Source organism: Lysinibacillus sp. NPDC086135 (assembly GCF_044746345.1).
Taxonomy (GTDB): domain Bacteria; phylum Bacillota; class Bacilli; order Bacillales_A; family Planococcaceae; genus Lysinibacillus.
Window position 1 is genome coordinate 112,672 of sequence record NZ_JBIVCA010000005.1, and the last position, 23,733, is coordinate 136,404.

Consider the following 23,733-nt stretch of genomic DNA (forward strand, 5'->3'; position numbering starts at 1 on the left):
TTATGGTTAAAAAAGCCAAGGTGCTAATTATAGAAGATGAAGGTGATATTGCAAATATCATTAAGGACTACTTAAGTGTCAACCATTTTGATCCCCATATCGCTAGAACTGGTCATGAGGCAATCCATTATATGAAAGAAATCTCTCCTGACTTTATCATTCTTGACCTTTCTCTCCCTGATTGCGATGGAATCGAATTATGTCGTCAAATTCGTGAAAATAATAATGTTTCTATACTAATTTTAAGTGCACGCAACAGTGACACAGATAAGGTTCTTGGATTAGGATTCGGTGCAGATGATTATATGACAAAGCCATTTTCTTTAAGTGAGCTTGTGGCAAGAATAAATGCCCATTTACGAAAACAGGATAGATGGCAGCAGAACAATGCGAGCCAGATGGATATTATTCGAATCGATCATATGGAAATCAATAAAGGTGAGTATACTTTTTCCTGTAATAAAAAGCATATTCCCCTTTCAGCAAAAGAATTTGATTTGTTATTTTTTCGAATGAAACATCGTAATAAGGTTTTCTCCAAAAATCAGTTACTCGATGCTGTTTGGGGCTATGACACATATGGTGATGAAAATACGATAACCGTTTACATTAGACGTCTACGTGAAAAAGTTGAAAACGATCCATCTTGTCCTGTTTATATTCAAACTGTTTGGGGCGTTGGCTATAAATTTACTACTCAAAACCATTCGTAGGAGAACACAATGTACTTAAAAAATTGGTTAAAGAGATGGTTATGGGCGATATTAATTTGTGTTTTACTGTTGTTTATTTGTTTCCTAACACTATTTTTTACAAATTCAAATCGCAATGAGCAACCACAAAATGAATACGTTATCAATCAAATTCGTTTAGAAGAAAATGAACTATTATTGTACATAGAAGACCTTTATACAAATCTTGAACAGAATTCAAATATACGCAGTTTCCTCCAAGAAATGAGTAATAGTGAAGGAATAGATATTACAGTTGTTCAATTAGATGGGAAAGTTATTTTTAATTCAATCGAAGGAGACCCTTCACAGTTTATCAACTTAGAAGAGGGTTTACATTATGATTTATTTACGTCTCAACAACAACCTGGGATCATTAAAATTGCCTTTCCTATTATTAGTGAGACGAATGTACAACTAGGTCGAAGGCAAGCAGCATCATTTGATTGTTACTGGTATTTATCAATCGATAGCAAATATGTCTAATTCAGCGAAAATTACCGCTGATGTTATTAAAGTTTATAATGCTACCTATTCTGCTTCAGAACATAGTATGATCAATTTGGTCGATGAGACATTATCAGCTCAAATCGTTGATGATTTAAACAATAAATTTAAAAGCTCTATCTCAGCTGTCACCCAACAAACATTATTAGATGCTGTCTTTAAAGAAGTGATCGCTGTTTTAATAATCCCATTATCTGTTATCGAAATTTTATTTATCGCTGTAACATTCATCATTATTAGTGTTTCTAGAATAAACGTAAGAAAAGAATGCGGAACTTACGGAATTTTCAAATCTATTGGTATGACCTCAAATACTATTAGATGGTCGATTTCATCAGGAATCCTGTTTCTTTCAGCACTAGGGACTATATTCGGGATTTGTATCGGTGTAAAAGTAATACCAGTAGCTTTACAAAGTATTATTGTAGAATATGGCATACTGGAGTTACCCCTTGTGATAAATTGGCCAATAACCATCGGATTATCTCTCTTAAGTGTTGTGGCAGCCTGTCTTGGATGTTGGATATCAACGAAAATCATCTCCAAAACCTCTCCGCGAATTTTTTTGATAAATGGATTGTCATTAATCAAGCTGTTCCTTTAATTTATTTATTTCAGTTAATGTTAATTCTGTAAATTCAGCAATTGTTTCTAAATCAATGCCTTTCTGTAACATTGTCAAAGCTATTTCTTGCTGCTTCTTTTTCTCCCCTTGTTCAATACCTTGTTCAATACCTTGTTTTATTCCCTTAGCTAATCCTTCTTTTTCCGCCAAATATTTTGCATCCTCTAACTTCGCTCCCTCGTCTAATATATATTTTAAACGGGATTCATAGGCAAAGATTTCTTCTGGAGATTGACTTAATTCTTGCCAAATAGTTAAAGCATTTTCTATTTTTTTATCGTCCATAGCAAGTTCCTCCAACTCCAAATAGATTTCTTTATAGACTCTTTCCTTTCTTGCATCAACCATCCCTAGTAACAATAGCCATCTCGCAAGTACATTATCTAATGGGTTCAATTTATTATCAAACCAATGCTTAATAAATTTATTCATTTCTATAAAGTGAATTTCAAGAACATCATCAATTCTAAATTTTTCATTATCTTCATACAGATGAAATGTAGTATGATAAGCATCAGTTTGCTCAAACAAACTAAAATTACAAATATTAATGGTAATTGTTGGTCGTAATTTGTGATAAGCTGTACCCTTTCTAAGCTGTGAAGTATATATTCTTGACCAGTAAAAAAGGGTTCGCTTAATCATATCGTACTGATTGCTTAATTGAATTTCTACATTAATCATCAGATTTTCTTGGGTTCTCACGAGAATATCTAGCCGAGATTGCTTATCATCCCCATGCTCACCACTAAATTCTTGACTCAAAAAAGAGACTTCCTTAATAGCATCGCGACCTGTACGATTTAAAATTGCGTTAAGAAAGACAACCGTTATATCTTTATTATTATCATTACCAAATAATTGCTTAAAGGCGTAATCAACTTTGAGATCTACAAATTTTTCAAGTGGAATTCTACGTAAAGCCTTTTCACTCATACCCATCACTCCAAATGATTTACCTTAATTATAGCATTTTGGAGCTAAAGAAGATAATTAGCTATATTTTGTTACATAACTATTATTTTTGTAGATTTATTACTATCGGTGCAAGCGTTGTTTCTTTATAATCCGCTACTTCTGTTGTCCCATTGCTAACAACTGATTCACCGAATGCATTCTTTTCTTCGGTTTGTTCACCATCATTTCCGATGATTTGGTGAGGCGAACATGTGGCACAATTGTCAAAGTCTTTGCCCTTTCATCTATTTTCTCAAGCGTCTTACCCGTGCTTATATCGTTTGGAAAGCCACGACCTCCAAAATTTGTGCCATCATATACATTTCCGATATCATCCTTTATCGTAAAATCCAAATCAATACTATCCAAATAATCTAATACTTGCTGGTCCAATTGTTGCCTCGCGTAAACAATTGCCGACATCATCACAATGTGGATAGCTTACTTAATTTCAAATAAATTAACAAAGGGGCTTATCCACGGCTCTGCTATCGCAATAGTGCTTGGTTTAATTTTGGCTTATATTGGTGGGGTTACAACTGGTGGAGCGAAAGGTCTTTCAGATGTTAGTTTCCTTGCGGGTATTGGCTTCTTAGGTGGTAGTATGCTTCGTGATTTCGCCATTGTTTCTACTTCTTTTGGGGCCAATTTCGATGAAATAAAAAAATCAGGACTTCGTGGCATCCTCTCTTTGTTCATCGGAGTAGTCTTATCTTTTATAATCGGTGTTATTTTTGCTACTAGTTTTGGCTACAATGATGCGGTTAGTATTGCAACAATTGGGGCTGGCACAGTTACGTATATCGTTGGCCCCGTTACAGAGCAGCTTTAGGTGCAAGCTCTGAAGTAATTGCCATTAGTATTGCTGCTGGTTTGGTAAAATCAGTACTTGTGATGGTGGGCACACCTTTTGTTGCAAAGTATATCGGCTTGAATAACCCTGTTACTGCTATGGTTTATGGTGGGTAAATGGGAACTACCTCAGGTGTAACAGGAGGATTAGCAGCTACAGATCCTAAACTAGTACCTTATGGAGCAGTTACTGCAACTTTTTATACAGGCTTAGGTGCTTACTAGCACCTACCGTACTCTATTTATTAACAGATATGATTTTTTAGCAATAACAATAATGCAAAAATAATTTTTTTAGTAGCGCAAACGTTATCTAGTTTGTGCTACTATTTTTTCATCTACAGTTTTTTTGATAAGAGCAATGGCATATACGGCTTGAATTTTTTTGCTTTAACAAACAAAAAGGAGGGACAAGACTTGGTTGAATTTACAATTTGCTTTCTTAAGAAGGGTGATCAAATATTATTGCTAAATAGAGACTTTCCAGAATGGATGGGAGCTTGGAACGGTGTAGGTGGAAAGATTGAGAAAAATGAAACGCCACTAGCTGGTGCCTTACGAGAAATTAAGGAAGAAACGGGCATCTTACTGAACGATATTACATTCAAAGGAAAAATAACCTGGACTGATGGAATGACCGACTACGGCTGTATGTATGCTTTTATTGCTGAATTACCAGAATCCTATCATTATGTGACACCGATTAAAGTTGCAGAAGGCATTTTAGATTGGAAAGATCTATCATGGATTTTCCATCCTAAAAATGTAGGAATAGCAGATTTAAAATATTACTTACCGAAAATGTTGGATGAAACAACCAACTATGAATATATATTTACATATAAAGATAATAAATTGATCAACGTTACTTCTACCCCATTTGCACAAACATTTACTGTCTAGATGACACAAAAACTCGTAAACACAACAGAGGCGTTTACGAGGATTAATTATTTTCTTTGCTGTGCAAATCTCATTTTGCACAGCGACACTTGCATACTATCCACAGAACAACAGAAATCGCTTTGGCTAGCATCTATCATTTTTGAACTATAGTAAAAAACGTACAGGTTCCTCTAAATAGTCTGCCAAACTACGCATAAATGCATTTACTGGCTCGCCATCAATAACACGATGATCAAATGTGCAAGACAGTGTCATTGTATGGCCAATTTGTATTGTATCTTCTACTACGATTGGCTCTTTCACAATTTTATGAGTGCCCAGGATTGCTACTTCAGGATAGTTCGTAATCGGCGTCGCAAATGTTGCCCCGTCCTTTCCTGTACTAGAAATCGTAAAAGTACTACCTGTTAAATCTTCTACCGTTGCTTTTTTAGAAAGAGCCTTTGCCAATAAGCTTTCTAGCTCCTCTGCAATTTCAAAAATACTTTTTTTATTTGCATGCTTTATCACTGGCACAAGTAGACCATCTGAAGTAGCAACTGCAACACCAATATGAATATAAGGGAAAATCACAAGTGCTTTTTGATCTTCATCTACCTTGGCATTAAACTGCTCATGTTCCTGTAAAGCTGTCGCTACTGCCTTGATAAAAAAAGGTAAGTAAGTTATTTTTTTGTCCTTCATTTCCGGCAGTTGTTGAATACTTTTCCTAAAAGCCACTAATTTCGTTACATTAATTTTTTCCATTCCGGTGCATAATACTGCTTTAGAAACAGCTTTTTGCATATTTTCAAAGATTGCTTTGCGCAAGCCACGAATAGGGATGATTTTATTTTCATTCACTTCATCTTCACTACGTTTTGACTTATTTTGCACTAGTGCTATCGCAGACGATGATTGTTTAGCATGTCTATCTAAATCACCTCGCAACACCCGTCCGTTTGGTCCACTGCCCTGTATTTCTTCAATATTAATGTCCATAGTCCGTGCTGCTTTTCTAACTGAAGGGGCTGCCTTCACCCTATTGGATATTGAAAATTCAGTCACCTTTTTCGGCATATTCTCCTCTATTTTCTCTTCAAGTGGCTGAGTTCGCTGGGGTGGTGACGAATCTGAGGTTTTACTAAATTGACAAAGCAGACTACCTACCGTAATGGTATTCCCCTCCTCGGCTCCAAGCTTCTCAATCACCCCTGTAATTGGCGCTGTAATCTCTACAACGGCTTTATCGGTTTGAACCTCTACTAACGGCTCATTAATCGCTACTTTTTGCCCTTGTTTTACAAACCAGCCAACAATTTCTGCTTCATGTAAACCTTCCCCTATATCAGGGAGTAAAAAATCATACATTACTATCCCTCCCTATTCTTTCATGACATTTTGTACTGCACTTATAATGCGCGCTACGGTTGGCATCCATTCTGCCTCAATGCTCGATACTGGGAACGGTGTATCATAACCTGTGACACGTAAAATAGGTGCATGCATAGCATACATACAGTTTTCGGCAATAACTGCTGCGATTTCCGCCCCTACACCGCCTGTTTTTGCCGCTTCATGAACAACGACTAGTCTGCCAGTTTTATCTACCGACTGAATGATAGTCTCATAGTCAATAGGTGCGATTGTGCGTAAATCAATGATTTCCACAGACACACCCTGCTCTTGTAATTGCGCTACTGCCTGTTTTACCGTTACGACACTCGGACCATATGTAACGATGGTCACATGCTCCCCTTCTTGAACAATCGCCGCCTTACCAATAGGCACTTCATAGTATTCTTCTTGTACTTCCTCTTTTATCGTTCGGTATAGCTTCAATGGCTCTAAGAACAATACTGGGTCTGGATCTTTAATCGCCGCTGCGAGTAACCCTTTAGCATCGGAAGGTGTACTTGGCATAACTACCTTTAAACCTGGTGAGTGTAAAAACAATGCTTCTAAACTATCTGAATGTAATTCAGGTGCATGAATCCCTCCTCCGTACGGTGCTCTAACAACCAGTGGCACGGTAACTGTACCTTCCGTTCGAGAACGAAGGCGTGCAGCTTGTCCTACCATTTGATCCATCGCCTCATAAATAAACCCTAAAAACTGTATTTCTGCTATTGGTTTAAGTCCTCTAGTGGCTAAACCTACTGCAGCTCCGATAATTGCAGACTCAGCAATCGGTGTATCAACTACACGCCTTTCTCCAAAACGTTCTATGAGCCCGTCCGTCACACGGAAAACCCCACCATTCTTTCCGATATCCTCACCGAGACAGAGGATTGTTTCATCATTTTCCATTGCTTGGCTTAAACATGTATTGATTGCCTGTACTATTGTCATCTCCATCATTACACCCCTCCTCTTTGTTGCATTTGTCTTACTAAGTTTTGAGGCATTGTTTCATACGTTGCTCTTAGTACTTTTGGAATCGTTGTCTTTTCAATTGTAAGTGCCTTTTCATAGGCTTTTAAAACGATTTCTTCACAGTCATTTAACAGCTCCTCCTCTTGCCTCTCATCCCATAGTCCAGTAGAAACAATAAATTTTTTCATTCTTTCTATAGGGTCATTTGTCAGCCATTGCTCAACTTCAGCTTGGTCTCTATATTTCGTCGGATCGTCTGCAGTTGTATGAGGTCCTTGGCGAAATGTAACAGCTTCAATCAGCACAGGCTCTCCATTTTTAGCTTTTTCTATAGCAAGCTTCGTTGCCTCATAAACTGCTAATACGTCATTGCCGTCTACTCTAATTCCTGTAATCCCATAAGCCAAAGCCTTTTGTGCGATTGTTTGGCTAGCGGTTTGTTTATGAATTGGATTACTAATTGCCCATTGATTGTTTTGAATAAAGAAAACCACTGGTAATTTATATACACCTGCAAAATTTAATGCTTCATGGAAATCGCCCTCAGAGGTACCTCCATCACCCATATAAGCAACCGAAACACTTTCTTCCCCTTTATATTTACTAGCCCATGCCCCACCTACCGCATGTAAAAATTGCGCTCCAATAACGATTTGAATAGGAAAAATAGATAAATCAGTTAAATGCTGCCCAGCCATTTTACCCATTGTGTAACAAAAGAACTTATCGATAGGCATCCCGTGAACAAATGAAGCCGCAATATCTCGGTAACTAGGATAAATCCAATCATTCGAAGTCAATGCGTAAGCGCTTCCAACCTGTGCTGCTTCTTGCCCTCTAATTGGTGGATATGTTTTTATTTTACCTTGGCGCTGAAATTTCAATGCAATGCCATCAAAGATTCTTCCTTGTACCATATGTTTATACATTGCGATGCATTGCTCATCTGTGGCCGTTCTTTTAAAGAAAGTTTCCGAAAGCGAACAATCTTCCTCCAAAACTGACGCGGCGTCAATTTTTAAACATGACTGATTTAACCACATTTCAATTTCTCCCTCTAAACATGACTGATTTAACCACATTTCAATTCCTCCCTTTATAACGTTATTTCTATTATAAATAAGAAACCGAAGCCACGTCATTAGCTAATTTTGTTTTTATTTAGCTTTTTTTCACTTTAAGCAGAATTATTTAAACAAACCGTATATATACATGGTTGTCATATCACGTGCAATTTCTTCAATTGGAATGTCTGTTTTGTCCAAAATAATTTTCCATAAATACCGCTCTCCAATGTAATACAATGAACCCGCAATAACCTCTGCATGATAATTTTCATTGCGAATCAGCCCCAGCTGTCGAACAATTTCTACGTTGGCAGACACCCTTTTAATAAATTGATCCGTGATTGATTCCCATTTCTCCTCAATTAACGGGGACACCCCCTTTGCTTCATGAATCAATCTAAATATTTCCTTGTTTTCAACTGCCAAGGATAAGTAATTATATGTATTTTTAAACGTAAATTTAAAAGCCTCTTGCTTATTTTTAGGCGTATAATTTAGTTCTACAATTTTATAGAATGGGCCCATGACATCCTCAACTAAAGTTGCCAAAATTTCCTCTTTCCCTAAGTTAAAATGAGAATAAATCGTCCCGTAACCTAGTCCTGCTTCCTTGGCAATTAACTTGATCGTCGTTTCCTTATATCCAATTGCTAAAAAAACATTTTTTGCCGCTACTAATATTTGTGCTCTTGTTCGCTCTCGCTTATCCACCTATATCACCCTCCCAAATTTTCGTTTTACTAAACATAATAAATAATTCCTTTTAAAGTCAACTTTTAGCTAGCGTTCAATCCAAAGCCATCTATTTTACTATCCTTTCAACATAAAAAACCGGTAAAAAAAGCCAGAAATTCCCAATAGGATTTCTGGCTTTTCTAGTTTAAGGACTAGATTGAGTTTTGATAGGCAATACATTGTCTACAGTGGATTGTCGTTTAACAGTGATCCACCTTCCACATAACATAACAATCAATGCAAAAAATACAATGACTCCTGCAAAGACAAGTGCTGCCTTATAGCTACTATAAACTGCTACAAGCTGACCCGCGATGATCGGTCCGATAATTTGTCCAAAGGCATAAAATGTTGTTAATAATGATACGACTGGACCGCTTTGCGTCGGGAATAGCTGACGTGCATAAGAGGTCGTTAACGTCACAATGCCTACAAATGTTAAGCCGAATAAAAATGACGATAATAATACACTCCATACTGTTTGTGAAAATACTGGTAACAATATACCTAATACTTGCAATACATAGGCGACTACTAAAATTTTGATGGCAGAGAATTTTTCTAATAAAACAGTCCAAACAGGTGCTGATGGAATAGCCGCTACCCCAACAATGACCCAGCTATACGAAGAGTATGCTTGTAGTGAAGGAATATTGTGAATGATATCCACTAAAAATGTACCCGTGATAATATAGCCTAATCCTTCAAAGCCATAGGCGACAATCAACCATGGCATAAAGCCCTTTGTCATTTTTGCATCCGAGGATTTTACGGTTTTCACACTATCTTGTACATGCAAATCTCTCCAAAGTATAAATGTTGTCACTAAAAAAACTGCAGATAAAACCCCTAAACCGATCCATGTACCTTGCCAAGCAAAACGTGCTTCAATAGCAGGGACTAATAAACCTGAAATAGCAATTCCTAATCCGATACCACCAAATAAATAACCTGACCATCGTGTAAGTGAATGCTTTGCTAAATAATCCATAACAATACTACATGTTAATACAAAAATAAGTCCCCCTGTAATGCCCGCAATCAGACGAAGTACAAGCCAAATACTATATATTTCAATGATTCCCATAAGAACAACAGAAAGGACATTCAAGACAACACTTAACAATAAAAAGTTCTTCTTTTGGCGATTGATAAACCCTGCCCACAAAGCGCCAATGAAATAGCCAATATAATTACTCGATGCTAAAAACCCTGCAACTTCAAACGAAAACCCGACATCCTGACGCATAAATGGCAAAATTGGTGTGAATGCAAACCGGCTAATCCCCATAGCCACTACAAGTAATAGCACCCCACCAAATAAAATTCCGATGTGCTGTCGATTCATCATGTCTCCCACCCCCTAAAAACTTTTTGTAATTAAAAGGATACAGAGTGAAAATTAATAAATCTAATATATAATTTATATAAAAGGATAAAAAATTTTTATAAGAGGTGGGATACATAATGAATTTACATGCTCTTAGATTATTCACAAAAGTAGCTGAGCTCAAAAGTGTTTCTAAGGCAGCGCAAGCTCTAATGATTAGTCAACCTGCCGTTACCATTCAAATTAGAAATTTGGAAAAAGAACTAGGCTTAACGCTGTTAGAACCAAAAGGTCGAGGAATTACCTTAACACAAAATGGGGAATTTTTATTTAAACAGGCTCAGCGACTATTTGATTTAGAATTGGATATTGAAAACAAACTAGAGCAATTAAAAAACACAGGTAATGAAGAATTACAAATTGCTTCTACCCATGTCCCATCCCATTTTTTATTACCAAAATGGCTCGCAAAGTATAAACAAGCCTATCCGACAACTAATATCCACATAAAAACGGCTAACTCCCAGCAGGTTATTGAAGAATTGCTTCACTATAAGGTTGATATGGCTTTTATCGTAAAAGAAGATGGGCATCATCCAGATATTAATTATCAATTTCTCATGAATCTTGATTATTGGTTTATCGTCCCATTTGGTCATCCGCTGGCAGAACAGAAAGTGACATTAGCGGAATTAATGCAGCAGCCATTTGTTTCACGTGAAGATGGTAGCTCTACGAAAGAATATTTGAATGCTTTATGTAAAGTTCATAAAATTCCACCACCAAGAGTAGGGCTTCAATTGGACGGGATCAATGAATCCATTTACGCCATTGCAGCTGGGTATGGTACGATGCTAGCTCCATCCATAGCGGCTTCTAGCTTCATTCAACGACAGCAAGTAGCGCGAGTTTTAATAAAAGACATCGATATTCAGCGTCCTATTTATCTTTGCACAAGGAAAAATGAACAAAATACCTCTTCGACCTTTAATACTTTTAGTAACATCATTAATGATTCAATTTCATAACAATTACTTTTCAAAAGTTCGAACTACACAAAATTTGTGCAATAACGAATTGATGTGTAGTTTTTTATATCTAAAATTTGTAATCTACTATATCTCATCACCAAAACACGGGAGGTAGATTTACGTTCCATTCGGGCTACTTGAGGGCGTCCTGCCTCCACTCCAATCAACTGATGACATCCCACCTCAACTTTCAGCAACAATTAATCCCAATGCCTGTAAAATCTATAAAAAAATAGTGACATTCATTCAAGAAGCCTAAAAGAGAAATCATTATTATTCGTTTTTATATAGACTAAACAGTTTTAATGACCTATAATAATCCATGAATTCATCAATACACGAACATTAAGGTGGTTTTCATGACTAAATATACGTTAATTTTTAAAGGGACAGCTTTTTCAAGTAAGTCTCCTACTGAAATACAAATTTTAAAGAATTATTTATTCTTCATTAATGCTAACGGGATGATTGAGAAAACAGTAGCTCCTGAGCATCCAGATTATCAAAATCTGCTAACTTCATATCAGCATCAAGAAAATTTTCATCAATTAACTGAAGGACAATATTTCCTACCAGGCTTTGTCGATTTGCATGTTCATGCACCGCAATGGGCACAAGCTGGAACTGCATTAGATATTCCACTTTATGACTGGCTGAACACATACACCTTCCCGATCGAATCCAAATTCTCCGATTTAGAGTTCGCACAAGAGGTCTATGAAGATTTAGTAAGTAATCTTCTTGCAAATGGAACAACTACATCGCTCTATTTTGCAACCGTCCATAAAGAAGCAAGCCTGCTATTAGCGAAAATTTGTGCTAAAAAAGGGCAACGAGGTCTAGTTGGGAAAGTTGTGATGGATGATCCTAAACAAAATCCAGACTATTATCGAGATGCAAATACTCAAACTGCACTAAAAGATACAGAAGAATTTATTTTAGCTGTGAAGGAATTAGCCAAATCAACTAAACAAGGTGTTTATCCAGTTGTAACACCACGATTTATTCCAAGTTGTACAGACGATGCTTTAAAAGGTTTAGGAGAATTAGCTGCTAAATACAATACACATATCCAGTCACATTGTAGTGAAAGCGATTGGGAGCATGGCTATGTAAAGGAACGATTTAAGAAAAATGATGCCTTTGCCTTACATGATTTTGGTCTATTAGGCGATAAATCTGTAATGGCACATTGTAATTTCTTAAATGAGGATGATGCACAGTTATTTGCTGAAACAGGCACAGCGATTGGTCATTGTCCAATTTCTAATGCTTATTTTGCAAATAGCGTCATTCCAATTGCCCGCTTCCATGCAAAAGGCGTTGATATCGGATTAGGCTCAGATATTTCTGGCGGTTTCTCACCTAGTCTATTCGATAATGCTAGACAAGCAGTCATGTCATCTAGAATGTTAGAAGACGGTGTTGATACATCTCTTTCTGCTGAAAAACGTGGTGTCCCAAATTCACGTATTACGATTAATGAAGCATTTTATTTAGCAACAGCAGGTGGCGGGGAAAGCTTAAGCCTACCCATTGGTCGATTACAAGAAAACTACACGTGGGATGTACAAATCATCGATACTAACATACCTTCAGCAAAACTTCCTATTTTTGATAACAAGGAAGATTTACAGGATATCTTCCAAAAAATTATGTATCTTGTGCGCCCTGAAAATATCCGTGAAGTTTGGGTGCAAGGAAATAAGGTTCACGCTAGAGCATAAATAAAAAAATTCCAAATTTACAATTTTGAGGTGTACATCTTAGTGGAAACGCAATATAACAAAATAGCTAACGATAAAATGAAAACTCAGCAGTTAACAGTTTTACCAGACGAGAAGGTGTCATTCGGCCAATCTACCCTACTTGGTTTACAGCACGTTATGGCAATGGATGTCTACGTAGTACCTTTCTTAATTGCGATGTTAATCGGTTTACAATCAGGTCAATCAAGTGCATTGATTCAATCGACTTTCATTGCGGCCGGAATTGCAACGATTATTCAAACTCACTTTTGCATGAAGTTACCGATAGCGCAAGGTCCTTCATATGTTCCAATCGGTGCCATTGTAGGTATATATGCAGCAAGTGGTAGTGGAGATCTTGGTTGGAGTACTGTGCTAGGAGCAAGTTTAGTCGGCGCCATTTTAGTTATTATTTTAGGTTTTACAGGTATTTTCAATAAAATCGTGAAAACGTTCATTCCGCCAATTGTCGGAGGAACAATTATCTTTGTGGTCGGTCTTTCATTAATGCCTGTAGGTTTAAGTAATAATATTTTTAATGCGGCAGGTGCATCTATTAACCAAAACATCTATTTAGCTTTAACTTCAGCTAGCGTTCTAATCCTTTGCGTTATGCTAGGTTTTGTCTTTAATAAAAAAGGCCGTGTATTTCGGATCACTTCAGTAATTATCGCTTTAATCGCAGGTTGTATTGCAGCAAATATTATGGGCGTTTTAGATTTATCAGCAGTGTCACAAGCAAAATGGTTTAGTATGCCTCGAATTCCATTTGCAGATTTCAGCTTCACGTTTAACTTTTCTGCCATCATTACAATGGTGATTATTTATATCGTCTTAATGGCAGAAACAACAGGTACATGGTTTGCAGTGAGTAATGTCATCGATAAACCATTAACGGATAAACAAATTAATCGCGGTGTGATCGGTGAAGGAATTGGTTGTTTCATTGCATCATTACTAGGCTCAACTCCCGTCACTGGCTACTCAACAAATGCAGGTGTGATATCGATTACAGGTATTGCAAGTCGTCGTGTTTTTATTGCTGCAGGTTTTTGGTTTATTTTATTCGGCTTCTCTGGTAAACTAGCTGCTCTTATTTCTGCCATTCCTTCAGCAGTTATCGGTGGTGTATTCGTTATCGTTTGTGGCATTATTGCGATTAGTGGTTTACAAGTAATGAAAAATGAAAACATTGGTGAAAAGGAAATGTATGTTATCGCAGTGCCAGTGATTTTAACATTAGCTCTAACGTTACTTCCTAAAGATTTCTTATACTCATTACCAACAACAGTTCAATACTTATTCGGCTCTCCAATAGCAACAGCAGCTATAGTAGCCATCGTATTAAATAAAATATTACCTAGTGTGAAATAGCTTTTAAACTAAAATGCACAATACTCCTACTCTTTTAGGAGATTGTGCATTTTCTTATATCAATTATGCCTCGGCATAATGGCGTCCGGAATCGGCTTAAATTTCTGAATTTTTTGTCCCACCTTCTCTTTTTTTTGTTATACTATAGTAAAAAAGTAGGGATTAAAATGATATACGACGTGATTGTAATTGGTGCAGGATCGATGGGGATGGCTGCTGGCTATAATTTAGCGAAAGCAGGCAAAAATGTCTTGATGCTTGATGCCTTTAATCCTCCCCACGAAGAAGGTAGTCACCATGGGGAGACAAGAATTATTCGCTTTGCGTACGGAGAAGGAGCTAGCTATGTACCTTTTGTCAAAAGAGCGGGTGAATTATGGAAAGAGCTTGCAATGTTAACGGATGAAGCTTTATTTTTACAAACAGGTGTAATGAATGTCGGTGAAGAGGCCCATCCTTTTATTCAAAATGTGAAAACTAGTGCTAAGCTCTACGATTTATCATTAGAACAGTATTCAGCATCTGAGGCAATGGAAAAATGGCCTGGATTATCCTTACCCGAAGACTTCGTTGTTTGTTTTGAGCCTACTGCTGGAGTCCTTCGTGTAGAAGATTGCATTAGCGCTTATAAAAAATTAGCCATTGAAGCAGGAGCAACCTTACATACAAATGAAAAAGTGCAGAACATCAAAGCTGGAGAAATTGTCCGTGTACAAACAGCAAATAATATATACGAGGCCAAACATTTAATTGTGACAGCTGGTGCTTGGGCAACTGAGTTACTACAAACAATGGACATCGCCATTCCTGTAACACCGACGCGAAAAACATTTGCATGGTTTGAGGCGGATGAGCAGCTTTATCATGAAGAAATTTTCCCGGCCTATTGTTTTGAATTTGCTGATTCTATGTACTATGGTTTTCCCAGTATTGATGGAGCAGGCCTAAAGCTTGGCAGACATGATGGCGGTGAGGCTATCAATCCAAACGATCCGCTACGGCCATTCGACGAACAGGATTTAATAGATTTACAAAACTTTATTAATCGTTTTATGCCTAAACATGGTGCGTTAAAATTCGGAAAAACATGTAAATATTCGATGACACCAGATGAAGATTTCATTATTGATTTTTTACCAGAGTATCGAAATATTGTCATTGCAGCGGGCTTCTCAGGACATGGTTTTAAATTTAGTAGCGCTGTTGGTGAAGTATTAGCTGATTTAACGCTTAACGGAAAAAGTAAGCAGGATTTATCACTCTTTAAGCTTAGTAGATTTAATACAAACTGATGCACTTACTACTGTGTCGGATTACTGCGAGAAGACTTCCTAATAGTTAAATATATATAACAACAAGTAAACATTGAAATTAAAAGCCTGTATCTTTAATTACCAAGTAATTGTAGATACAGGCCCTTTTGTAAAACGATCATAAAGTTGTTTAATTTTTATGCCTTTAAAGGCATAAGGCTGTCTTCTGTTTAAGTAAACTTATCGTTTCATTATCTTTTTTACGAAATAGACGAAGACATCCAACAAAATACCGTATAATAACCCAAGCCCAATGCGCACGATATAGCGAAAGAACGTAAAATCATTAGCAACCATATACTCTCGTACTGGGTCGTGATAGAGCAGCCACATATATACAAAATCAACCGTGAAAAGCGACATTAAAAGTCCCTTATCATCTTGACCTATCCAATGTAAAATGCAAATACCAATCATAATGATAACAGTCCACGTAGTGAAATTATTAAATGGCGCTGGGGCAAAGCGTCTTCCAGCTAAAATCACTGTAATTGGAAATACAATAATAGCGAGTATACCAAGTATCCCCAGTTGATAGAGATCAAATAGATTGATACCAATTACTGCCACTAAAAACGCAACAATACACATCATCATAATTTTAACATGCAAAGAACGTAAAAATGCCATTTCATTCCCTCCCGATTAGCATAACTTTTACTTTTTTATCGATGTCCTTCAAAATTTACTCACACAACTAAAATAACACCATTAGTGTAATTTTACACTAATGGTGTTATTATTCAACACTTTATTCGTTATCCATGCCGATTAGTTTTGATATATGATATGTTTGCTAAGCATATTTCGTTGGGCATTAGCCATCATCCAACTTAACTTTAGATTTTTTAAGTTATGTAGTGAGATTTTTCATAACGCTTCCTTGATATTAAAAATTCGTATACCCTTATTTCACAGAGAGAGTAGTGTAAACTACTCTCTTATTTATTTTACTCAAGCAATTTGCGCTAGAACGTTTTGATGATCACCAATATGCTAAAGAACGTTTTTTCATTGCTTCTCGGTATTGCTCTGTGGAAATTGGCAATGCTGTATTTGTTTGATAATCCATAATGACACCATATTTACGAACAACATCCATTTGATTAATTTCACCTTTGTTATACATCTGCTCAACTTCTATTGGATCTGTTTCCAGCCAACTATGACGATTTTTTCGAATATAATCGCGTTCTTTTAATGTTGCAGTCATATCAATTTCGAAGGCATCTATATCACGGTCAATTTCATGGATGACTACGCCATAATCAAGTTTTGCGCGCTCAAGCGAAACATATTCATCTATCACGTCCTCTAAAACAGCGTTTACATCTCGTGTTAATGGGTCACCTAAACCACCGCCTCCTGCTGAGGGACGTGTAAAGGACTCTCCATTCTTCAACTCGACATTGGAGAAAATCGTGCCTAAAAATTTTTCATCCTCTTTGTTTGGATTTAAAATGGCCCCCTGCGCGATAGAAGGTAGGCCGCCCATAATCCCCCATGTAATGGAGCGAGAGCGATCACAGCAATAGGACATCACTGTTTGGTTTACATCCGTTAAAATGCCTCCCTTTTCCACACCACAGCCACCACGGTATTTACCTGGACCAGCTGAATCTATCATTATTTCATGCTTCGTTGTAACAACCGGAGACAAACGCTCTTGACCCTCGCATGGTTGAACACTCAAACCTACCCCAAAAACCGGCGAGGTAGTATTTGCACCATCACGGTCAATACGTCCACCATGGCCACCAGCCATCCAGTCATACCACATAAAATATTCACTACTATCTCTCCGCTGATCGTACCCACCTATTAATAAATACTCTAAATTAAATGAACATGCGATAGCGCGTTCAGGCATAATATTCGACCATAATTCGAAGCAGGCATTCATAATTTTTTCAAAAGCGCCTGAACAATAGCCAGAAACAGCTACTGGGCTAGGTGCGTTAACGACTGAGTTTTCGGGTAGGAATATTTTCACAACACGATAAAATCCTGAATTCAGAGGAATCTCTGGGAAAAATGTTTTGGTTCCTGCATAAGTACCAGAGAGTGCTGAACCAAAGCCTGCATTTAAAAAACAGCTAATATAAGGATGTGAATCGCTTAAATCATAAGCTATTTCATTCTCCGTAATGGTCATGTTCACACGAATTGGAATGAGGCCATCTCCTAATTGCGGATCCATATCAATATAGTCCACCGTTTCCCATTGTCCTTTTGGTAAAGCTTTAATTTTCGCTCGCATTAATCGCTCTACATAATTTTGAACTTCTTCAAAGGCTACTAGCACCGTGTGAATGCCATACTTTTCAATCATTTCTTGGAGCTGCTTCTCTCCAACCTTTGCCGCTTCCACTTGAGACCTTAAATCTCCTATACGTTCTTCCGGAATGCGCATATTCATGACAATAATCTTCACAACATCTGTTAAATATTGACCTTTACTATAAATACGAACAGGTGGGATACGTAGCCCTTCCCCGTAATGTTCCTTTGCTGTAATATCAAAGGAACCTGGGTTAGAACCACCAACATCTGCCCAATGTCCATTTGTTTGCATAAGTGCAATCAGTTTATCATCATGGAACACTGGTGAAATTACACGCACATCACTGAAATGTGTTCCACCACGATAAGGATCATTTACTAAAAATACATCACCTGGATGAATATCATCAGCGAAATCCTCTAAAACAGCTTTTGCAGTTAAATGTAATGTCCCTACATGTACGGAAATATCTTGCGTTCCCTGCATAACGGTATTCCCCTGTGCATCGCATAATGCACAACTAAAATCTCGATTATAAATGACAAACGAGTAACATGTACGTAACATTTGTTCAGCCATTTGATCGACTAAATTCACAAAGCCGTTTTTTAACACTTCAAATGTTACTGGGTCTAGATTTTGGACCTTATGATGTGTCACCAATTTCGTTGTACTCATAGCCAATTCCTCCTTATCGCGTATTAGTTCACCGTAATAATAATATTTTTATAGGCATCTACTTCCGCAGTAAACCCTGGTGGAATTACAGTCGTCGTATCTAGCTGATCGATAATGGCTGGACCAGCAAATTGTGTATAAACAGGTATTTTGTCGCGATTATATACGTTTGTTTCAATATATTTACCCTCAAAATAAACAGGACGTGTTTCTTTAAAAGCAGCTTCCAATGAGCCTTCAGGAACATATTGAGGAAAATTAGGTTTTGGTACTGTTCCTATAGCCGTTACACGTAAGCCAAATATTTCTACAGCTTGATCCTTATCAGAAAATGCAAATTCTCGTTCATGTTCTTGATGGAACGCTTCCAAAATAGCATCTAGGGAAGTGATTTGATCGGATACGAGAACAGCTAGAGATCTCCATTGTCCTTTATAACGAAGATCTATATAATTCGTTAATGACGTTGTGTTTTCTGCTATTCCTTCCTCTTCTAATAATTCTCTTGCTTCTTCTCGCAATGCATTAAATTGATTTGTCAGTTCCTCTACACTTACTTCATCTAGTTTTTTGACATATGTTTTAGAAATATCATGGCGTACATCTACAAGTAGGCACCCCATTGCCGCTGCTACACCTGGATGCGTAGGAATAATGACTTTTGGAATGTTTAAATCTTTTGCCAAATAGGCACCGTGTAATGGACCTGCACCACCAAAAGCTACAAGCGCGAAATCACGGGGATCATAGCCTCTCCGTACTGATATTAATCGAACTGCATCACTCATATTGGCATTTGCAACTTCTATAATGGCACTTGCCGCTTCTTCAACCGTTCGATCGAATGAATTTGCAATCTTTTCCACAGCTTCTCTAGCTGCCTCTTTATTTAACTGCATCGTTCCATCTAACAAATCCACACCAAGACGTCCTAACACTAAATTTGCATCTGAGTTAGTAGGCTCAATGCCTCCTCGGCCATAGCAAGCTGGACCTGGTACTGCCCCTGCACTTTGTGGTCCATTTCGTAAAGAACCGCCTTCATCTTTCCAGGCGAGGCTCCCCCCACCAGCTCCTATTGTTAATATTTCAATGCTCGGGAAACCAATTGGATAGCCATATTCAATCGACCAATCCTTTGTAATTCGTATATCTCCCTTATGCATCAGTGAAATATCGGTACTTGTACCACCCATATCTAAGCCGATTGCATTGTCAAATCCGCATAACTTCGCGATATGCTTACTGGCAATTGCCCCAGCAGCTATCCCAGAACTTGCTAATCTAGCAGCATAGCGGGGCACTGTACTTGAAGTCATAACACCACCACCAGAATGTAAAACTAATATTTCATCGTCATAGCCCTTTTTCTGCATTTCAGTGCTTAACTTACTAATGTAATTACTCATAATAGGTCCAAGAACGGCATTGATAATCGTTGTACTCATACGCTCATGCTCAAAAATTTCCGGAAGCACCTCGCTGGAAATACAAACATAGACATCCGGTAATTCCTCTTTTAAAATTCCTTTGACTTTCGCCTCATTTTCCCCGTTCACATAGGCATTGATGAAACAGACAGCAATGGATTCTGTTCCTCTGCGTTGTAATTTTTTTGCTAATAAACGAACTTCCTCTTCATCAATGGCTTGAAGAATATTTCCTTCATAATCTACTCGCTCTGTCACTTCAAATCGATCACGCCGTTGAATATAAGGCTTCGCAGTATCTTTGTACGTATCCCAAATATCTTCTTTCGTCCCTCTGCGGATTTCGATGACATCTCTAAAGCCCATTGTCGTAATAAGTGCTGTTTTTGGTAGCTTGCGTTCAATTAATGCATTCGTTCCAACTGTTGTACCATGAGAAAAAATTTTAATATCCTTCCCATTTAGTTCCGCTTTTGCTACTCCATTAAGAATTCCTTGTTCCGGGTTTGAAGGTGTTGACGACGTTTTTGTGACAAATACTTCTCCCGTCTCTTCATTAAAAACAAATACATCCGTAAACGTTCCACCGACATCAATTGCTAAACGACTTTGTGCCATTGCTCTACCTTCTTTCATTTATAAATTTTAAAAAGGCTAACACGCATTTTGCGGTTGTTCACATCGTGTTACTTTGCTTTCACCAAAACATATTTTTGAGGATAAAGTTAATGCCTCAAGAATATGCCCCAGATTTTTTTAATGATATCGCGTTCAATTCAAGAAAAATCTGGGCCATTACACCGAGGCATATGTGACATATATTTTTTTGTTTGCTATCCTAAAATTTTTTTCAACATAAACCTTTTACTCACTTTTTGTGCCAATCGTAATTGTTTTATACGTTGTAAAGAACTCTTTGGCTGCCTGCCCTTGCTCACGGGCACCGGTACTTGAGTTTTTCATTCCTCCAAACGGCGCTTGTGGCTCAGCTCCACCCGTTTCATCGTTAACCTGTACAAGTCCAACCTCACTACGGTTAATAAAATCAAATGCTTTCGGAATGTTATTTGTATAAATAGAAGCACTCAATCCAAAATTAGAATCATTCGATAATCGAATCGCTTCTTCATAATCTTTTACTTTGATAACGGCTAAAACTGGTCCGAAAATCTCTTCATGGGCAATCGACATTTCATGTGATACATTCGTAAAAATTGTTGGGTCAATATAGTATCCTTCTAATATACTTTTTGTAGGACCCCCGCCAAATACTAGCTCTGCTCCCTCAGCTTTTGCTTTCTCGATGGCGGATAATATAGAATCATATTGTCCTTTAGATGACACAGGCCCCATCGTGACACCAACTTCTATTTTTTTAGCTTCTTCAATTAACTGCTCTACTACCTTTTCATAAACCGCTTCCTCGATGTAAACTCGACTAGTTGCTGTACAACGCTGTCCAGTCTGTTTCATCGCACCTTCAATCGTTAATTTTGCAGCTTGCTTGATATTGGCATCAGCTAAAATAATCGCTGCATTTTTCCCTCCAAGTTCAAGCTGAATTTTTTTATTAGTCGATCCAGCAGTATCTAAAATACTTTGCCCCACACTATTTGAACCTGTAAATGTAATCGCTTTTACTTCAGGTGCATCCAATAATACCTGCCCAACCTTTGAACCACGGCCTTGCACGACATTTAACACGTTTTTTGGCAAACCTGCTTGTTGAAATAATTCTCCTATTAATTCACCAGTTAAAGCGCTTTCAGTAGAAGGCTTCCAAACAACCGTATTGCCGTACACTAATGCTGGTGCAATTTTCCATAGAGGAATAGCGACAGGGAAATTCCAAGGAGTTATGGCAGCAACGACACCAAGTGGTACTCGCATTGTGTACAATAATTTCGCTTCATTGGCAGAAGGTAACACTTCCCCTGTTGCCCGCATCCCTTCTTGTGCAAAATAACGTAAAATGGAAGCGCCACGTTTAACTTCACCAAGCATTTCATGTTTCGTTTTACCCATTTCACTCGAAGCTATTTCAGCTACTCTATCAATATTTTTCTCAAGTAAGTCTGCTGTCACGCGTAAAATTTCTCCACGCGCAACAGAAGACGTATTTTTCCACCCTTCAAATGCTTCCTGAGCTGCAATGATAACGTCTTTCGTCTCATCTATTGTCAAAAGCTCAACTTGGCCTATACATTGAGATGGTTTCGCCGGATTAAACTGTTTTCGTATTTCTCTAACGATAGTTGTCATAAAACTCCTCCTTAAAATAATGATCGCTTCGTTGACATTAATCTTTTTCAACAATTGTTTTACGTATATGCTCAAATGTCTCGTCTAAAATACGTAACATTTCATCTAGCTCTACTTTTGATAGAATGAGAGGTGGAGAAAAGACAACTGTATCTTGCTCATACGTAACTGTTCGTAGAATCAATCCTCGTTTCATCGTTTCTTGTACAAAAATGGGACTAAGAGGAGACTCAAACAATTCACCCGTCTCACGGCTCTTCACTAATTCAATGGCTCCAAGTAATCCAAGCGTTCGCACGCGTCCGATAAAGCTATATTTTTCTTGCAGTGCTCGGAATCCTTCTAACATGGCATCGCCCATCTTTGCAGCATTTTCAACGAGATTTTCGCGCTCAAGAATCTCTATATTTTTCAACCCAACTTGACAAGCGAGTGCATGGCCGCTGTAAGTGTATCCGTGCATTAATGTCCCTTTAGAAAGTTCGCAAAGATCTTGATGCAGCTTTTCGGATATCGCCACACCACCAAGCTGAACATAACCACTCGATACTCCTTTAGCGAATGACATCATATCTGGCACTACCCCGTAATGTTCCATACCGAAAAATTTCCCTGTACGACCAAACCCGGTAATGACTTCATCTGCAATGAATAAAATACCGTACTCATCACAAATTTTTCGCACTTCTTTAAAGTAATCTTTTTGTGGAATATTAACCCCACCTGCACCTTGTACAGGTTCAGAAATAAACGCCGCCACAGTCTCAGGGCCTAACGCTTCAATCGTTTCACTTAAAATACGTACGGATTCGCTATATACATAATGGAAATCAGGTGCGTGCGAATTCGTAAAGTCACGAAATGCCTGTAAGCCTGTCGCATTTGTAGCACCCATTGCGACACCATGGTATGAATGGGTACGTGAAATAATTTTTTGGCGCTCTGGCTGTCCTTTTAGTAACCAGTAATGACGTGCTAACTTAATCGCTGTATCGTTCGACTCTGAGCCCCCAGAAGTGAAAAATACAGTATTTAAGTCTCCAGGAGTTAAAGAAGCAATTTTCGTCGCTAAACGAATAGCCGGTTCATTGCTAAAAGAAGCGAAGCAGGAACTAAATGCTAATGTAGATATTTGCTCCTTCGCCACTTCGGCAATTTCTTTACGACCATGCCCAATATTTACATTCCATAAAGAAGACATCCCATCAATGAAGACATTTCCTTCTATATCTTTTAAATAAATGCCATTGCCCTCTGTAAAAATGGCTGCTGGCCCTTGTGTTTGTTGTTGCTCAATCGACGTTGTTGGGTGTAGAAAATGTTTTTGATCTAACTTTTTTAACTCTTCTTTTAGTTGAATTGTCATAAATGCCAACCTCTTTTCGTTTAAAATTTCATACACAATTTTAATAGCAATTCTCATGCCAACTGATGAAACAATTCCTTAAGGCGTTGTAATTTTTTTGACTCATTTCTAAAAGAAAAGGAATTGATTTTTATATAAGTTGATTGGGGTGGAGATTGGGTGACTCCTTGGGGATCAGCAAT

General features: G+C 37.7%; 20 protein-coding genes and 1 pseudogene. 9 read left to right on the forward strand and 12 right to left on the reverse strand.

Going from position 1 to position 23,733, the window contains the following annotated elements; translation table 11 throughout:
* Positions 1 to 2: 2 nt before the first annotated feature.
* From ACIPKN_RS09240 to ACIPKN_RS09250, 3 genes are read left to right on the forward strand one after another with little or no spacing between them, the layout of a single operon-like run.
* Positions 3 to 713 carry a response regulator transcription factor gene (locus ACIPKN_RS09240; protein ID WP_400935350.1) on the forward strand — a complete coding sequence of 237 codons (711 nt, stop codon included), beginning with the start codon at positions 3 to 5 and terminating at the stop codon, positions 711 to 713.
* Positions 714 to 722: 9 nt separating this feature from the next.
* The gene (locus ACIPKN_RS09245; RefSeq protein ID WP_400935352.1) at positions 723 to 1,217 is read left to right on the forward strand and encodes a hypothetical protein; all 495 of its coding nucleotides are present in this window, start codon (positions 723 to 725) and stop codon (positions 1,215 to 1,217) included.
* The gene (locus ACIPKN_RS09250; protein ID WP_400935354.1) at positions 1,174 to 1,842 is read left to right on the forward strand and encodes an FtsX-like permease family protein; all 669 of its coding nucleotides are present in this window, start codon (positions 1,174 to 1,176) and stop codon (positions 1,840 to 1,842) included. The genes ACIPKN_RS09245 and ACIPKN_RS09250 overlap by 44 nt, the downstream gene beginning before the upstream one ends.
* Here the strand turns inward: ACIPKN_RS09250 and ACIPKN_RS09255 are convergent.
* Together ACIPKN_RS09255 and ACIPKN_RS09260 are read right to left on the reverse strand one after the other, a co-directional pair.
* On the reverse strand, positions 1,822 to 2,799 hold the full coding sequence (locus tag ACIPKN_RS09255; RefSeq protein WP_400935356.1) for an Rpn family recombination-promoting nuclease/putative transposase: 978 nt from the start codon (positions 2,797 to 2,799) through the stop codon (positions 1,822 to 1,824). The genes ACIPKN_RS09250 and ACIPKN_RS09255 overlap by 21 nt on opposite strands.
* Positions 2,800 to 2,934: 135 nt before the next feature.
* Positions 2,935 to 3,213 carry a hypothetical protein gene (locus ACIPKN_RS09260; RefSeq protein ID WP_400935358.1) on the reverse strand — a complete coding sequence of 93 codons (279 nt, stop codon included), beginning with the start codon at positions 3,211 to 3,213 and terminating at the stop codon, positions 2,935 to 2,937.
* Between the two features lie 31 nt (positions 3,214 to 3,244).
* On the opposite strand from ACIPKN_RS09260, the pseudogene madM reads away from it, so the two are divergent.
* A pseudogene (gene madM / locus ACIPKN_RS09265) lies at positions 3,245 to 3,938 on the forward strand (malonate transporter subunit MadM); the annotation flags it as partial.
* A 151-nt stretch (positions 3,939 to 4,089) separates the two neighbouring features.
* On the forward strand, positions 4,090 to 4,575 hold the full coding sequence (locus ACIPKN_RS09270; RefSeq protein ID WP_400935360.1) for an NUDIX hydrolase: 486 nt from the start codon (positions 4,090 to 4,092) through the stop codon (positions 4,573 to 4,575).
* A 147-nt stretch (positions 4,576 to 4,722) separates the two neighbouring features.
* Here the strand turns inward: ACIPKN_RS09270 and ACIPKN_RS09275 are convergent, their stop codons facing one another.
* From ACIPKN_RS09275 to ACIPKN_RS09295, 5 genes are all read right to left on the reverse strand, one after another.
* On the reverse strand, positions 4,723 to 5,928 hold the full coding sequence (locus ACIPKN_RS09275; protein ID WP_400935362.1) for a dihydrolipoamide acetyltransferase family protein: 1,206 nt from the start codon (positions 5,926 to 5,928) through the stop codon (positions 4,723 to 4,725).
* 12 nt (positions 5,929 to 5,940) lie between these two features.
* Positions 5,941 to 6,918 (reverse strand): alpha-ketoacid dehydrogenase subunit beta, encoded by a 978-nt coding sequence (locus tag ACIPKN_RS09280; protein ID WP_400935364.1) that lies wholly within the window; start codon positions 6,916 to 6,918, stop codon positions 5,941 to 5,943.
* Entirely contained in the window at positions 6,918 to 8,015 is a 1,098-nt protein-coding gene (pdhA, locus tag ACIPKN_RS09285; protein WP_400935366.1) for a pyruvate dehydrogenase (acetyl-transferring) E1 component subunit alpha, read from the reverse strand. Before pdhA ends, ACIPKN_RS09280 begins: the two co-directional genes overlap by 1 nt.
* A gap of 105 nt (positions 8,016 to 8,120) precedes the next feature.
* Entirely contained in the window at positions 8,121 to 8,711 is a 591-nt protein-coding gene (locus ACIPKN_RS09290) for a TetR/AcrR family transcriptional regulator (RefSeq protein ID WP_400935368.1), read from the reverse strand.
* A 169-nt stretch (positions 8,712 to 8,880) separates the two neighbouring features.
* A complete protein-coding gene (locus tag ACIPKN_RS09295; protein ID WP_400935532.1) occupies positions 8,881 to 10,083 on the reverse strand; it encodes a YbfB/YjiJ family MFS transporter in 1,203 nt (400 codons plus the stop codon).
* 119 nt (positions 10,084 to 10,202) lie between these two features.
* Between ACIPKN_RS09295 and ACIPKN_RS09300 the strand changes: the two genes are divergently transcribed.
* The 4 genes from ACIPKN_RS09300 (at position 10,203) to solA (ending at position 15,510) form a co-directional block, all read left to right on the forward strand.
* Positions 10,203 to 11,093, forward strand: a complete 891-nt coding sequence (locus ACIPKN_RS09300; RefSeq protein ID WP_400935370.1) for a LysR family transcriptional regulator — start codon at positions 10,203 to 10,205, stop codon at positions 11,091 to 11,093.
* Between the two features lie 362 nt (positions 11,094 to 11,455).
* On the forward strand, positions 11,456 to 12,823 hold the full coding sequence (guaD, locus tag ACIPKN_RS09305) for a guanine deaminase (RefSeq protein WP_400935372.1): 1,368 nt from the start codon (positions 11,456 to 11,458) through the stop codon (positions 12,821 to 12,823).
* 42 nt (positions 12,824 to 12,865) lie between these two features.
* Positions 12,866 to 14,218 (forward strand): uracil-xanthine permease family protein, encoded by a 1,353-nt coding sequence (locus ACIPKN_RS09310; RefSeq protein WP_400935374.1) that lies wholly within the window; start codon positions 12,866 to 12,868, stop codon positions 14,216 to 14,218.
* Positions 14,219 to 14,385: 167 nt separating this feature from the next.
* Positions 14,386 to 15,510, forward strand: a complete 1,125-nt coding sequence (solA, locus tag ACIPKN_RS09315; RefSeq protein WP_400935376.1) for an N-methyl-L-tryptophan oxidase — start codon at positions 14,386 to 14,388, stop codon at positions 15,508 to 15,510.
* A 201-nt stretch (positions 15,511 to 15,711) separates the two neighbouring features.
* Here the strand turns inward: solA and ACIPKN_RS09320 are convergent, their stop codons facing one another.
* The 5 genes from ACIPKN_RS09320 to ACIPKN_RS09340 all read right to left on the reverse strand — a co-directional run bounded on the left by ACIPKN_RS09320 (position 15,712) and on the right by ACIPKN_RS09340 (position 23,551).
* The gene (locus tag ACIPKN_RS09320) at positions 15,712 to 16,161 is read right to left on the reverse strand and encodes a hypothetical protein (protein WP_400935378.1); all 450 of its coding nucleotides are present in this window, start codon (positions 16,159 to 16,161) and stop codon (positions 15,712 to 15,714) included.
* Between the two features lie 355 nt (positions 16,162 to 16,516).
* Entirely contained in the window at positions 16,517 to 18,493 is a 1,977-nt protein-coding gene (locus ACIPKN_RS09325) for a hydantoinase B/oxoprolinase family protein (protein WP_400935380.1), read from the reverse strand.
* A 23-nt stretch (positions 18,494 to 18,516) separates the two neighbouring features.
* A complete protein-coding gene (locus ACIPKN_RS09330) occupies positions 18,517 to 20,541 on the reverse strand; it encodes a hydantoinase/oxoprolinase family protein (protein WP_400935382.1) in 2,025 nt (674 codons plus the stop codon).
* Positions 20,542 to 20,787: 246 nt separating this feature from the next.
* Positions 20,788 to 22,185, reverse strand: a complete 1,398-nt coding sequence (locus ACIPKN_RS09335) for an aldehyde dehydrogenase family protein (protein ID WP_400935384.1) — start codon at positions 22,183 to 22,185, stop codon at positions 20,788 to 20,790.
* A gap of 37 nt (positions 22,186 to 22,222) precedes the next feature.
* Positions 22,223 to 23,551 (reverse strand): aminotransferase family protein, encoded by a 1,329-nt coding sequence (locus ACIPKN_RS09340; RefSeq protein ID WP_400935386.1) that lies wholly within the window; start codon positions 23,549 to 23,551, stop codon positions 22,223 to 22,225.
* Between the last annotated feature and the right edge of the window lie 182 nt (positions 23,552 to 23,733).

Coding starts and splice junctions, on each gene's coding strand:
- pdhA (WP_400935366.1), bottom strand. CDS start 8,015: ATGTGGTTAAATCAGTCATGTTTAGAGGGAGAAATTGAAATGTGGTTA.
- ACIPKN_RS09240 (WP_400935350.1), top strand. CDS start 3: ATGGTTAAAAAAGCCAAGGTGCTAATTATAGAAGATGAAGGTGATATT.
- ACIPKN_RS09245 (WP_400935352.1), top strand. CDS start 723: ATGTACTTAAAAAATTGGTTAAAGAGATGGTTATGGGCGATATTAATT.
- ACIPKN_RS09280 (WP_400935364.1), bottom strand. CDS start 6,918: ATGATGGAGATGACAATAGTACAGGCAATCAATACATGTTTAAGCCAA.
- guaD (WP_400935372.1), top strand. CDS start 11,456: ATGACTAAATATACGTTAATTTTTAAAGGGACAGCTTTTTCAAGTAAG.
- ACIPKN_RS09320 (WP_400935378.1), bottom strand. CDS start 16,161: ATGGCATTTTTACGTTCTTTGCATGTTAAAATTATGATGATGTGTATT.
- ACIPKN_RS09255 (WP_400935356.1), bottom strand. CDS start 2,799: ATGAGTGAAAAGGCTTTACGTAGAATTCCACTTGAAAAATTTGTAGAT.
- ACIPKN_RS09330 (WP_400935382.1), bottom strand. CDS start 20,541: ATGGCACAAAGTCGTTTAGCAATTGATGTCGGTGGAACGTTTACGGAT.
- ACIPKN_RS09275 (WP_400935362.1), bottom strand. CDS start 5,928: ATGTATGATTTTTTACTCCCTGATATAGGGGAAGGTTTACATGAAGCA.
- solA (WP_400935376.1), top strand. CDS start 14,386: ATGATATACGACGTGATTGTAATTGGTGCAGGATCGATGGGGATGGCT.
- ACIPKN_RS09300 (WP_400935370.1), top strand. CDS start 10,203: ATGAATTTACATGCTCTTAGATTATTCACAAAAGTAGCTGAGCTCAAA.
- ACIPKN_RS09325 (WP_400935380.1), bottom strand. CDS start 18,493: ATGAGTACAACGAAATTGGTGACACATCATAAGGTCCAAAATCTAGAC.
- ACIPKN_RS09335 (WP_400935384.1), bottom strand. CDS start 22,185: ATGACAACTATCGTTAGAGAAATACGAAAACAGTTTAATCCGGCGAAA.
- ACIPKN_RS09340 (WP_400935386.1), bottom strand. CDS start 23,551: ATGACAATTCAACTAAAAGAAGAGTTAAAAAAGTTAGATCAAAAACAT.
- ACIPKN_RS09295 (WP_400935532.1), bottom strand. CDS start 10,083: ATGAATCGACAGCACATCGGAATTTTATTTGGTGGGGTGCTATTACTT.